Below are 12,156 nucleotides of genomic sequence, written 5' to 3'. Positions count from 1 at the left end.
TTACGGCTTACATTGGCTCCAATTAATAGGAAATACTAATGAATCAAGTTACTAAATCACTGGTTGTCATCACGGGCGCTTCATCGGGTATTGGCGCCGCTATGGCCAAAAGCTTTAGCGCTGCAGGCCACCCGCTGCTATTACTGGCACGCCGAGTTGAAGCAATGCAAGCGCTTGAATTACCAAACAGCCTTTCTATCAGCGTCGATGTCACCGACGGCGCAGCTATTAAAACAGCCATAACCCAAGCAGAAGCACAATTTGGCCCGGTCGGCTGTCTTATCAATAACGCGGGAGTCATGCTACTGGGCCAAATCGATGTGCAAGATCCCAACGAATGGAGCCGCATGCTCAATATCAATGTGATGGGCGTGCTTAATGGTATTCATGCGGTATTAGCCGACATGAAAGCTCGCAAAACTGGCACTATCATTAATGTCAGCTCAGTGGCGGGGCGTAAAACCTTTCCAAACCACGCCGCTTACTGCGCTACTAAATTTGCCGTGCACGCCTTAACAGAAAACATTCGTGAAGAAGTCGCCATGGATGACGTACGCCTTATCACTATCGCCCCTGGCGCAGTAGAAACCGAGTTGTTGAGCCATACCACCAGCGATGACATTAAAGCGGGTTACCATGACTGGAAAGAAGAAATGGGCGGCGTTATCGCCCCTGAAAATGTCGCCGCTGCTGCGTTGTTTGCATGGCAACAACCGCAAAATGTGTGCGTACGCGAAATCGTTCTAGCACCAACGCGCCAGCAACCTTAATCCGTTCTGAGTCTACTTTTATCTAAGTTATCTTGCTTCGAAAGACAACCAAACCTATCCCCAAAATCAATAATGCCAGAGTCAACTCTGGCATTATTTACTTCCCAATAAAGCCTGCCAAACAGCTGCTAAGTTTCAACATCACTACTTTAGTGAGTGCATATTTTACAAAGTGTTAGCTTAATCACAGTCCATTTTTTGTGCTTTAGGCGCAAAACTCGAAACTCAAAGTTATCAGCGCTAATTTAGCACGTTGACTAGTTCATTGTTTTTAAAAAATAAAAAAAATAATCACACCCTTCTACAACATTATCAATTAGATTTTTATCAATGAACTTTTTATCAATTAGATTTTTTTAATGAAAGTGATATACCTCAAATTTACACACCGTAGGATTTGATAAATTAATTTACAAAGTGGAATCAATAAAAACACTTAACCAACAAATAAATGTAAATGATCACGAAAAGTAAGGAATGAGATGATGAAAACGTCAACTAAGATAGCAATTGCCATGGCAGTGATCGGCAGCTTGAGTATTAATGCGTATGCCGCAGAGGGAGGTAATCCAAAGAAAGGTAAACATTTGTACAAAAAAGAATGCAAAGCCTGCCATAGCCAAGGCGGTGAAGGTGGTGAACTCACGCCAATGGCCAAAACGATGAGCCAGTGGGATCGCTTCTTTGATAAAGATAAGCACAAATTCAAACCAGAGGTATTCAATGGCCTCTCGGAGCAAGACCTCAAGGATATACAGCAATTTTTGTATGACCACGCCGCCGACTCGGACCAACCCCAAACCTGCGGTTGATCTCTGCCAACGTTATGGCCTAAGACAATGGTAGAGAGCTCCCCTGCAACTGCTCACTAACACATTGAATTAAAAATTAAAAACCCAATTCGAGAAAAATGGGGAACACACCTCAGGGACTCCTATTGGGTAAATTTGGCGAAATGCACTTAGCGCAATCATGCCAACAGAACAACTCTGGGAGAAACCTTATGCGTACTCTTATCTCAATCCTCGTTGCCAATGCCTTGTTTATGTCAGGCCAATCTTTTGCTACACCTAATGATGTACAACAGGAAAATAAAAAAATTACCGAGTTAAAACAGAAGCTTGCCGATATTACCGAGCAATTGGATGATCTCAATAATCGCGTCGACAAAACCGAGCGGCACACATCGTTAGACCGCCTTGAAATTACAGGTGATTTCCGCACTAAAGCTCATTCACTACATTACCGCGATGTTGTCTGGAATCCTGCCATCAAAGTCAATTTCAACGACTTTGGTGCCAAAGCCATGTCCGGCGCTTTCGGTATGCCCAACGATCTCAACTCCCCACTAGGGAAAATGATGCAAGCTAATCCAGACCTTGCTGCAGCCTTCCAAAATGGCATGTTACAGGGCGTGATGCCCTATGTGCTCGCGCCCAAAAGTGTACAGGACATAGATAACGATATTTTTTACACCACTCGCCTGCGGTTAAATCTGAAAGCTAAGGTATGGGATAACGTCAGCTTTGCTGGCCGCCTCAGTATGTATAAAAACTGGGGTGATTCTACCGGAGTTCAAGTATTTGATTCTTGGCGGTCTTTCACTATGGATGGTACCAGTAGCGGCAATACCAGTGGTGACTGGCTGCGGGTTGAACGCGCCTATTTCGATTGGAAAAACATTAATGGATCAGAGTTTTATCTCTCCATAGGTCGTCGCCCTTCCACCTATGGTCCACCCAGTCACTACCGCGAGAATGAAATGCGTGGCGGCACACCTTCAGGACATTTAGTTAACTTCAACTTCGATGGCGCCACCTTAGGCTACAACCTAGGCGAAATCACAGGTATCGAAGGCCAAGTCGTCCGTTTCTGTTACGGCCAAGGATTTGAATCACAATGGGGAAATGGCGAAATGTTTGGTGATATTGTCACCAAGGATACTCACCTTGGTGGCTTTAATATCGATGCGATCAACGATGGCACTAACTTCCTCCAGTTCACCCTGTTTGGCGCCAAAGACGTGAACGACGGCTTTAAAGGCACCATGGCCTTCCCTACCCAACTGGCAGGGATTTTTGCCCCCACCATGTATCAAGATATGCAAAAGTTCGACAACTTTAACTTTGTTACCCGAGTACAACCCAGCGGGGTTATCGGCGACATGTATCTAGGAGGAATTGGTTTTGCGCGCGAAGAAGCAAACGATATCAAATGGTTTACATCATTCGGCTGGACTCGCGCCGAGCCTAACGGTAACGCGGGCATGTTTGGCGGCATGTTATCCGATGCCATATTTGAAGCCGAGCTAAACAGCACTGGTACTGAGATTATTATGGTGCCAAAAACCAGTGACGATACCGAAGCCAAAGACGGTTATGGTATTTATGTCGGCGTACAAATTCCTGCTCCCTACGGCAAATTGGGTCTGGAATATAACTACGGCTCCGAATATTGGACGCCTTTTACCCAGGCACAGGATGACCCTATTGGTAGTAAATTAGCTACCCGAGGACATGTAGCAGAAGCCTATTACATCTTTGATATTAACCCCAAAATGTTTATCAAACTTGCTGGCCTCTATTACGACTACGAGTACACAGGCAGCGGTACACCTGTGGGTGCTCCACAAAAAATCGACGATGTGCTAGCTGGCTCTGCTTATTCCATGTTGCCAGTGGTTGATACCGCGTTTGATGTCAACGCCTCACTCACCATCAACTTCTAATCCGTCATTGATAACAGCTATCAGCCCTCGGTTACATCGAGGGCGGGAGTACAAAATGAATAAGCTCATCCTCATTGCCTTAGCGGGCATGACATTAAATGCCTACGCCGCTAATCCCCATAAAGAGGCACTTAAAGGCCCGTTTACCACAGGCTCACAGGTGACCACACAATGTTTAGTCTGCCATGAAAATCAAGCGACTGACGTGATGAAAACCTCCCATTGGACTTGGGAGTTAGAACAAAAACTTCCCGATAGGACAGTCGTAAGAGGTAAGAAAAACAGCATTAATAACTTCTGCGTTGCCATTTCCAGCAATGAACCCCGCTGTACCAGTTGTCACGCGGGTTATGGTTGGAAAGACAGTAACTTTGACTTTAAAGATAAAACCAAAGTCGACTGCCTAGTTTGTCACGACACTACAGGAACTTATGTTAAAGATCCCGCTGGCGCAGGTGAACCTATGGCAAAACTCGATCTGACTAAAATAGCTCAAAACGTTGGCGAACCTGTACGGGATAACTGCGGTAGTTGCCACTTCTATGGTGGCGGTGGTGACGCGGTAAAACATGGGGACTTAGACTCATCCATGTCTTATCCAGACAAAGCGACGGATGTGCATATGGATAGCGACGGTAATGACTTTCAATGTCAGAACTGCCACACCACTGAGAAACACATGATCTCAGGTAATGCTATGGGGGTTTCACCCGGTGGTGTAGACCATATTGGCTGTGAAAACTGCCATGAATCAGCACCGCACGCGAACAAAAAACTCAATACTCATACAGCGGCAGTTGCCTGTCAAACCTGTCATATTCCGTATTTTGCTAAAAACGAACCGACAAAAATGCGCTGGGACTGGTCAACGGCTGGAGATGATAAAAAAGAAGCACTCGACCAATACGGTAAGCATACCTACCAAAAGAAAAAAGGAGATTTTGTTTGGGAAAAAATGGTCAAACCCCAATACGCTTGGTACAACGGCACAGCCAATGCTTATATGGCAGGAGATAAAATGGATCCGAGTACAGTCACTAAATTGACCTATCCCATTGGGGATATAAATGATGCCAAAGCAAAAATCTATCCTTTCAAGGTGCACACGGGTAAACAGATTTACGATAAAAAACTCAATATTTTTATCACACCGAAAACCTATGGCAATGGGGGATTCTGGAGCGAGTTTGATTGGAACTTAGCGGCAAAACTAGGAATGGAAGCGAACACGACTATGCTTGAGAAAGGCATCAAATACAGTGGTGAATATGACTTTGCAGCCACTGAAATGTGGTGGCGGATAAACCATATGGTGTCACCAAAGGAGCAAGCATTAAATTGTAACGACTGCCATAACAAAGGCACAAGACTCGATTGGCAAGCCCTAGGTTATCAAGGTGACCCGATGAAAAATAAACAAGGGCCAAAACACAAACAGCCTTGATTGAATCGTTCACTGATTTGAGCATCACAGATATCTTACTTTTAGTAAGACATCGAAGTGAACACAGCTGATGAACCAAATCGAGTTCCCAGTAATACTCTTTGAGATCTTAGTGTTCACTAAGATCTCTCTTTTTATTATCTTGTTACTCTCACTCAAAAAGACAATTAGACTCAGCCATTCTTCGACCTTGCCCCAGTTTGTCTCATTGAGTGACTCAATACGGTAGTTTGACTCTGTTTACCCCCCAAATCATCTGATTTTTATGGCATTTATTTTGCGTAGTCATAGCGTGTTCAATTACGGCAATCAGTATGACCTCGGGCAAAATTTCCCAAACAGTATCCAATCCTTCATTCAACCGTTTACTCGGTGAAACCAGTGGCGCTTTTGCCGACTTAGGCACTTTTTTACCTTTAGTGCTAGGGCTAATTGCCCTCAATCAATTTTCGCCCCAAGGGATATTTTTGGGGTTTGGTCTATTCGCTATTCTCAGCGCGCTGTTTTACCGTCGCCCGATTCCGGTACAACCGATGAAAGTCATCGCTGCACTGGTGATTGCTCAGGGCTTAACCCCAGGCATGTTGCAGGCAAGCGCCATGTTAATGGGCATTATCCTGTTAATTCTCGCCTTTAGCGGCGCTATCACTTGGTTAGCCAAACAGTTATCCCAAGCTGTGAGTGTTGGCATTCAACTCGCCATAGGTCTGCAACTGATGTGGATGGGCACTAAGATGATGAGTGAATTTTGGCTGGTTGGCGTGGGGGCATTTGTACTGTTATTTATCAGTAAATTTTTGCCGCTGCGCTACCTTGCCATGCCCTTAGTCATAGCAGCGGGGATGATTTGGCAAGCAAGTACACAAACTAATTTAGCCACTAACTTTGATATTCAAGCAATGACAGCGCCATTTCAATTAGCGTGGCCGACATCAGTTGAATGGACCTCTGCCGCCCTTTTGTTGGTTTTGCCACAACTGGCATTAACTTTAACCAATGCGGTCATTGCCACGTCTGTAATGGCACAGGAGAAATTCCCTGAAGATGCCGCCAAACTCACGCCCAAAAACTTCGCCATTAGCTCTGGTCTTGCCAACTTATTGCTCGCGCCCTTTGGTGCCTCGGCAATGTGCCACGGTGCGGGCGGACTTGCGGTGCAATACCATTTTGGTGCTCGCACTTATCTGGCGCCGTTAATTTTTGGCAGTACGTGCTTAATGATAGCCCTGTGCTGGGGTACTAATATCGCTTGGCTATTAAGCCTTATTCCTATGGCAATCCTCGGCAGTTTACTGACCACTGCGGGGCTGCAACTGGCGTGGTCGAAACGCTTAATCGATGGTAAGCCCTTCTGTATCTTTGTGATTTTATCAACCGCGGTGACTTGCCTCGCCATCAACGCCGCTGCGGGACTTGCCGTGGGGATAATTCTGGAGCAAGGTCGTCGCACTTGGGCCATGTTGGCCATGCGTTAATCGCTTCCGACTCGCAGTAATAAGGGTTCCCAAAAACAAAAAGCGCGTTAAACAACGCGCTTTTTGTTAACCATTAAAACCTCTTCCAACAAAGCTACAGCAGGCTAAAATGTTCTTGCAGGATTGGTCGGTGTGTCCTTTTGCGCCAGCGCCCATTTAGCAATGGCATCTTTACGCATAAAGCCTACATTGGTGTGATCTTTAGCGTACTGAATAAACTTATCTAAAGCGGTCACAAGTCCAGGAGCGCCACCAATACGGTCGTGCACACTGATCGACATCATCCGTCGCTGCGTCGAACCTTCTTGATAGAGCATATCGAACTCATCCTTTAGTTCCTGCAAAAAGGCCGCGGCCGTCATGGCAGTGTTGCCACCAAAACGTCCGATATCATTGTTCCGTAAAGTGTAAGGCACAACCGCAAAGGGCTTATTTCCTACAGGGATAATTGAAGGCTCGTCCCGCGATAGGTCATCGATATGATAAATAAAACCTAAGTCCTGCAAAATATTGAGGGTTTGAGTGCTGTGGCGCATCCAAAAGGCATTAAAACCTAAGGGGCGCTGACCTGTGATCCTTTGCAGCGTCTCAATACTCGCCACATAGGAGGCGCGTTCCTCTGCTGGCGACATGCTGTATTGTGGCGTCCACGTTTGTCCGTGGCCCGAAATCTCATGCCCCTCATCTGCAACTTGTTTGGCAAGTTGAGGATGTAGTTCAGCGGCGCGCCCAACCATGTGAGAAGTCACCTTGATATTGTGCTTACGCCACAAGCGCAGCAGCCTTGGAATGCCTTCGTTCATACCGTAATCGTACCAAGTCGGGGTGATGGTATCTGGATAGCCCTTTTCCATCGGCGGAAACGGCCCTTCGGCATTTTTATCTTGAGCACCTGCTTCAAACTGCATTGAGATTGAAATCACTAACTGCTCACCACTTGGCCAAAATATTTTGTTCATACCATTGCCACCTGAACTTTTGGAGTCATTTTCTAAGGTATCTAATGATGGTAAACCAATAGCAAGCGCCGTTTGGCTTAGGCCGAACCCAGCAGCGATGGCGCCACCTGCCATTAAAAATCGTCGACGTTGATTCATGATTGAGTCCCTGCAGCTAATTGAGAAAATAGCGTTTGATAATCTTCGAGGTGCCAGTTATCTGTGATGAAACCATCCCGTACTCGATACATGTCAACAGCACGAAAATCGATTTTCTGCCCTTGGCCTTTTTGCTCACCAAAGACACCAGTGAAGCGGCCATTAAAACGCAGACGTACCACTGCACGATCGCCAACGACTAGCAAATGCTCAACTGAAACAGAGAGATCGGAGACCGCTGCCCTAAATGCCTTTGAGGCTTCGAGTGGACCCGTGATTCCCTGTGCGCGGCCAGCGGGCAGAGTACGGTCGATAAAACCAGTCGCCAATGCGCCGTGGGCAAAACTTGCATCGCCCGTGTGCCAAAAACTGGCATATAACAAAGCGGCGCGGGCGATAGCTTGTGCCTGCGGTGATTCATCAGAAATCGTTTCCATTGCCGCCACTTTTGGCACTAACGCCGCTCGCACTTTACACTATCCTGTGTTGTTGCCCCTTGAGCGGCTAACGCATCCATGCTCAGACTTGCTAAGCTAAAACCCACAATAGCGATACCTATAAAGCCTGAAAACCATAGACTTAAACTGAGCCAAGCGGGTAAGCGTTGAACATACAAAGTGTTAACCCGATCCATTATGCCACCTCATCGTCAGCGGATCGGATGACGGCTCTCAATGCTTCGTTGTGTGTAGGATAATCGGTATAACCCGCCGCACTACCGCCAAACAAGGGCCCTTTGTCGAATGCAGATAAAGGCAATTGATGCATTAAACGGTAAGGCAAATCAGGATTCGCAATAAAAGGTCGACCGAAGGCAACTAAGTCCGCATAACCGTTATCAATCACTTCATTGGCACGCGCCACATCATAGCGACCCGCAACAATAATGCTGCCCTTAAAGACTTTACGCAGCTCGACTCTAAAGGACTCTGGCACCTGCGGCGCATCATCCCAATCAGCCTCTGAAAGATGTAAATATGCCACGCCCAATGCCGATAAATGCTTAGCCGCTAACAGAATAGTGTCTACAATTTCAGGACACGCCATATCTTTAAACGTCACGTAAGGGGCGAGGCGAACCCCGACTTTATCGGCACCAATTTTCGCACTCACGGCTTGGACAATTTCGAGTAAAAAACGAATGCGATTTTCCTGAGTACCGCCGTAGGCATCAGTTCTGTGGTTTGAATTGGTGCGTAAAAACTGGTCAATCAGATAACCATTGCCGCCGTGAATTTCGATGCCATCAAAACCCGCCGCAACCGCATTCACACCCGCCTGTGCAAAATCGGCCACAACACGGTCGATATCCGCTTGCACCATAGCCCTAGGTTCTGGGCAATCCACCATTTGCCCTTCAGGATGCGCTTCATCCACAATCCATACTTTAGTGCCAACGGGCGCAATAGCTGATGGCGCAATCGGGGCATTACCCTGCTGAAAAATCGGGTGCGATACACGGCCAACATGCCAAATTTGATTAAAGATTTTACCACCAGCCTGATGCACTGCCGCTGTGACTTTTTTCCAGCCCTCAATTTGCTCAGCGGTATACACGCCCGGCGTAAATGAATAACCTTGGCTGTCATCGGAGATTTGTGTCGCTTCTGTGATGATTAACCCCGCCGAGGCGCGCTGGGCATAATATTGCGCCATCAGATCATTAGGAATATTACCTGGCTGCGTAGTACGCGCCCGAGTCATAGGGGCCATCACGATGCGATTGTTTAATGCCAGTGACGCTAATTTGTAAGACATGAATAGACTCATACACACTCCGAACCAGAAATTAAGATGAAACATCAGTGGTGCAATTGTGCATTAGTTAATCTATATTGATAATCAGGCTATTATTAAAATCATTTTCAAAAATAATTTGATATGTATCATTTAAACGATCTGCAATTAGCGCTGCGTATCGCAGCCTTAGAAAGTCTCTCGGCAGCCAGTAAAGAAATAGGCATGACGCCGGCAGCGGCAAGTGCCGCGCTGCAAAGATTAGAGAAAAAGCTAGGATGTCAGCTATTTGCTCGCTCGACGCGGCGCTTACAGCTCACAGAAGAAGGGCGGATCTTTCTCGATTCGGCGAAACCCGCACTGGCGATTCTCGAAACCGCCAGCGCCAATTTAGCCGAACACAGGGGTGAACTTAAGGGCGAAGTACGCCTCGCGTTACCTTCGGATATTGGTCGCAGCCAGATCCGTGCTTGGCTCGATGAATTGATGGACAGCGCCCCAGAACTGACAGTGCAGCTGTATTTTGGCGATCATATGACAGACTTAATCGACCAAAATATCCATTTGGCTTTGCGCTATGGTCAACTTGACGACTCAAACCTTAAAAGGCGTCAGCTCGCCATGACCCCAAGGGTACTGGTCGCCTCACCCGCTTATCTGGCACAACACGGCACACCAAGCACGCTAAATGAACTTAGCCAACACGCAGTACTGATCTTAAATCGCGGCGGTGAGCCATGGCAGAAATGGAAGTTAAGTCATAACGGCGCGCCTGTTGAAATCGAAGTCAGGGGCCAACGTTTCTGTAACGATGGCGCAGTGATCCGCGACTGGGCACTCTCAGGTCGTGGAATTGCCTATAAGAGTTGGCTCGATGTGGCGCAAGATGTGACCGAAGGCAGACTCCACTTAGTGCTAGCCGATAAAATAGCCCCGCCGATCCCACTGCAATTGGTATACCTACAAACCGATTATCCCAGCCATAAGGTCCGTCGCACTATAGAGTTTTTAGTAGAAAAGCTCAGCCAGTTCTCCCAAAGCTATCCACTGCCCTAATGGTAATTTATTCCTTGGGAAGTACGACTGTCACCACACAGCCCTGTTGCCAAGGCAGTAAAGCTTGCGTGGATTGCTGACAGTTTTCGATTTGAATGCTGCCGTGATGGCGGGTGACCACATCCTTACAGATGGCTAAGCCAAGCCCTAATCCCGCATCTTTGGTTGAGGCAAAAGATGCCATCAACTCACTCGCCTGCCCCTGTAGCCCTTCGCCATTATCAATAACTAACACTTTGATTTCATTTGGATGATAATAGATATCGATCCATAATTGACGCACACGATTATCGCCGCAGGTTTCTAACGCATCTAAGCTATTTTTTACTAAATTGACCCACATTTGACTTAAACCAACGCTATCGCCCATCAGTTCAAAGGGCTCACCCTGCACTCGCACATTCACTTGCACATTCGCTCGGTCTAGCTCGCGCCGCAACAGAGCTAAAGCTTCTTTCACCACTGGCACTATATCTAAAGGTTCGGTCTTGGCCTGACGCCGCTTGAGTAAACCGCGAATACGATGCACAACCGTTCCGGCGCGAATCGACTGCGCATTAATTTTACCTAGTACATCATAGAGTTCCGGATTATCTTGCCCAAGCCTTTCCAGTTGCAGCATGGCACCTTCGCTGTATTGAGTAATGGCGGCTATGGGTTGATTGAGTTCATGGGCAAGTCCGGCACCTATTTCCCCAAGAATCGCCGCACTTTGCAGTCGCTCAAGCTGCAGTGCCTTGTCCTTTAATTGGCGCTCAGTGCTAACTAAAAACTCACTTTTCTGGCGAAACTTATATTCAAGCCACAGGTGATAAATGGTGGAAATAATAAAAATAAACAACAGTGCGCCACCCCATTCTTTATTTTTTGCCATCCATTTGTATACGGTTTGATAAAGTGGTGGAGATGCTCCCTGTAGTTGTAATTCTTTAAATAACTCAATCACTTTTAACTGGCTCACGGGCGCAGTCCAGCCCAAAGTATCGGCGGTAATAGCTGCAATATGATCGGCGGGTAAATCGAATAAGGCGCGGGTAATCGCCATCGTCAGCTTAGGAGAAACCGTATCCGCCGCAGCGAATGACCAGTTTGGGTATAACTGAGTGCTCACCTCGCAATCATATCCTGCAGGCGTTGCAGGATGGATAACCCGATAATCGCCCTGATTAACAAGACCCGTTGCGATCATTTCCTCTAAGGTACAAAAAGGCGCTATTGCGGCGTCGGCACTGCCATCTCTGACTTGATAGATAAGCGGTTCTAACGGGAAACCGAGGAAGCGCACTTGCCCAAAAAACTGTTCGGGTAAAAAACCCATTTTATGCAGTAACCCCATGGCCGCTTGATACCCCCCCAAAGCCTGCGGATCACTGGCAACCACATTGCGCCCGCGCAAATCCTGCAAGGTGCGGATAGGGCTGTCGGCGCGGACAATAATGGTCGCGCCTATGGTAAAAGTGCTGCCTTGATGCTTACGGCTCTTCATTGTCGCAAGCCAAGACAACGGGAAATTGTTACTTAGATGCAGATATTGCCCAGGGTTCGTGACGATAAACTGCAAATCATGCTCAAGTAACTGACTACGCATGCCATTAAAATCCACAGGCACGACTTCAAAATGACTATTAGGCACTTGCTCACTGAGGTAATCCATCATAGGTTGCCAACGCTGCTTGGCCTGTAACACGCCATGATTTGCCAGCACTCCGACTCTAAAATGATTCACTTCTGTCGCTTCGTTGGCATAGGACGGATTAAGCCCAATGATACTCAGCAAGAATCCCATCAATATCGCTTTACACCAAGAGTCAATCGTCATCGCCTCTATTACCCACTCTTATATGCCATT

The 12,156-nt window shown here is 47.0% G+C and carries 11 protein-coding genes; 6 read left to right on the top strand and 5 right to left on the bottom strand.

Going from position 1 to position 12,156, the window contains the following annotated elements; translation table 11 throughout:
* Positions 1 to 38: 38 nt before the first annotated feature.
* From KFE26_RS11785 to KFE26_RS11765, 5 genes are all read left to right on the top strand, one after another.
* Positions 39 to 770 (top strand): SDR family oxidoreductase, encoded by a 732-nt coding sequence (locus KFE26_RS11785; protein WP_212600506.1) that lies wholly within the window; start codon positions 39 to 41, stop codon positions 768 to 770.
* A gap of 482 nt (positions 771 to 1,252) precedes the next feature.
* Positions 1,253 to 1,582 carry a cytochrome c gene (locus KFE26_RS11780; RefSeq protein WP_105251249.1) on the top strand — a complete coding sequence of 110 codons (330 nt, stop codon included), beginning with the start codon at positions 1,253 to 1,255 and terminating at the stop codon, positions 1,580 to 1,582.
* Positions 1,583 to 1,773: 191 nt separating this feature from the next.
* Positions 1,774 to 3,498 carry a DUF3373 domain-containing protein gene (locus KFE26_RS11775; RefSeq protein WP_212600505.1) on the top strand — a complete coding sequence of 575 codons (1,725 nt, stop codon included), beginning with the start codon at positions 1,774 to 1,776 and terminating at the stop codon, positions 3,496 to 3,498.
* A gap of 55 nt (positions 3,499 to 3,553) precedes the next feature.
* A complete protein-coding gene (locus tag KFE26_RS11770) occupies positions 3,554 to 4,942 on the top strand; it encodes a tetrathionate reductase family octaheme c-type cytochrome (RefSeq protein WP_212600504.1) in 1,389 nt (462 codons plus the stop codon).
* A gap of 314 nt (positions 4,943 to 5,256) precedes the next feature.
* The gene (locus KFE26_RS11765; RefSeq protein WP_212600503.1) at positions 5,257 to 6,417 is read left to right on the top strand and encodes a putative sulfate/molybdate transporter; all 1,161 of its coding nucleotides are present in this window, start codon (positions 5,257 to 5,259) and stop codon (positions 6,415 to 6,417) included.
* Positions 6,418 to 6,521: 104 nt separating this feature from the next.
* Here the strand turns inward: KFE26_RS11765 and KFE26_RS11760 are convergent, their stop codons facing one another.
* Genes KFE26_RS11760 through KFE26_RS11750 form a run of 4 tightly spaced genes read right to left on the bottom strand, consistent with a single transcriptional unit; the run spans position 6,522 to position 9,284 of the window.
* A complete protein-coding gene (locus KFE26_RS11760) occupies positions 6,522 to 7,514 on the bottom strand; it encodes a polysaccharide deacetylase family protein (RefSeq protein WP_198573045.1) in 993 nt (330 codons plus the stop codon).
* A complete protein-coding gene (locus KFE26_RS11755; RefSeq protein WP_249195695.1) occupies positions 7,511 to 7,951 on the bottom strand; it encodes an ester cyclase in 441 nt (146 codons plus the stop codon). Before KFE26_RS11755 ends, KFE26_RS11760 begins: the two co-directional genes overlap by 4 nt.
* Before the next feature lie 17 nt (positions 7,952 to 7,968).
* Positions 7,969 to 8,148, bottom strand: coding sequence for a hypothetical protein (locus KFE26_RS24405; protein WP_249195694.1), 180 nt, complete (start codon positions 8,146 to 8,148; stop codon positions 7,969 to 7,971).
* Positions 8,148 to 9,284, bottom strand: coding sequence for an alkene reductase (locus KFE26_RS11750; RefSeq protein WP_212600502.1), 1,137 nt, complete (start codon positions 9,282 to 9,284; stop codon positions 8,148 to 8,150). The genes KFE26_RS24405 and KFE26_RS11750 overlap by 1 nt, the downstream gene beginning before the upstream one ends.
* Positions 9,285 to 9,395: 111 nt before the next feature.
* Between KFE26_RS11750 and KFE26_RS11745 the strand changes: the two genes are divergently transcribed.
* On the top strand, positions 9,396 to 10,307 hold the full coding sequence (locus tag KFE26_RS11745) for a LysR family transcriptional regulator (RefSeq protein WP_212600501.1): 912 nt from the start codon (positions 9,396 to 9,398) through the stop codon (positions 10,305 to 10,307).
* A gap of 7 nt (positions 10,308 to 10,314) precedes the next feature.
* Here the strand turns inward: KFE26_RS11745 and KFE26_RS11740 are convergent, their stop codons facing one another.
* Positions 10,315 to 12,126: a PhnD/SsuA/transferrin family substrate-binding protein gene (locus tag KFE26_RS11740; protein WP_212600500.1), complete on the bottom strand. Its 1,812-nt coding sequence runs from the start codon at positions 12,124 to 12,126 to the stop codon at positions 10,315 to 10,317.
* Positions 12,127 to 12,156: the final 30 nt, after the last annotated feature.

Origin of the sequence: Shewanella sp. M16, from assembly GCF_018224605.1 — a bacterium.
Classification (GTDB): Bacteria; Pseudomonadota; Gammaproteobacteria; order Enterobacterales; family Shewanellaceae; genus Shewanella; species Shewanella oncorhynchi.
The sequence above is the reverse complement of the archived record's forward strand: the minus strand, read 5'-3'. Positions and strand labels throughout refer to the sequence as shown.

Bases quoted from the DNA above. Each gene is read 5' to 3' on its own strand.
- KFE26_RS11785 (WP_212600506.1), top strand. From the start codon at position 39: ATGAATCAAGTTACTAAATCACTGGTTGTCATCACGGGCGCTTCATCG.
- KFE26_RS11750 (WP_212600502.1), bottom strand. From the start codon at position 9,284: ATGAGTCTATTCATGTCTTACAAATTAGCGTCACTGGCATTAAACAAT.
- KFE26_RS11775 (WP_212600505.1), top strand. From the start codon at position 1,774: ATGCGTACTCTTATCTCAATCCTCGTTGCCAATGCCTTGTTTATGTCA.
- KFE26_RS11740 (WP_212600500.1), bottom strand. From the start codon at position 12,126: ATGACGATTGACTCTTGGTGTAAAGCGATATTGATGGGATTCTTGCTG.
- KFE26_RS24405 (WP_249195694.1), bottom strand. From the start codon at position 8,148: ATGGATCGGGTTAACACTTTGTATGTTCAACGCTTACCCGCTTGGCTC.
- KFE26_RS11765 (WP_212600503.1), top strand. From the start codon at position 5,257: ATGACCTCGGGCAAAATTTCCCAAACAGTATCCAATCCTTCATTCAAC.
- KFE26_RS11780 (WP_105251249.1), top strand. From the start codon at position 1,253: ATGATGAAAACGTCAACTAAGATAGCAATTGCCATGGCAGTGATCGGC.
- KFE26_RS11745 (WP_212600501.1), top strand. From the start codon at position 9,396: ATGTATCATTTAAACGATCTGCAATTAGCGCTGCGTATCGCAGCCTTA.
- KFE26_RS11770 (WP_212600504.1), top strand. From the start codon at position 3,554: ATGAATAAGCTCATCCTCATTGCCTTAGCGGGCATGACATTAAATGCC.
- KFE26_RS11760 (WP_198573045.1), bottom strand. From the start codon at position 7,514: ATGAATCAACGTCGACGATTTTTAATGGCAGGTGGCGCCATCGCTGCT.
- KFE26_RS11755 (WP_249195695.1), bottom strand. From the start codon at position 7,951: ATGGAAACGATTTCTGATGAATCACCGCAGGCACAAGCTATCGCCCGC.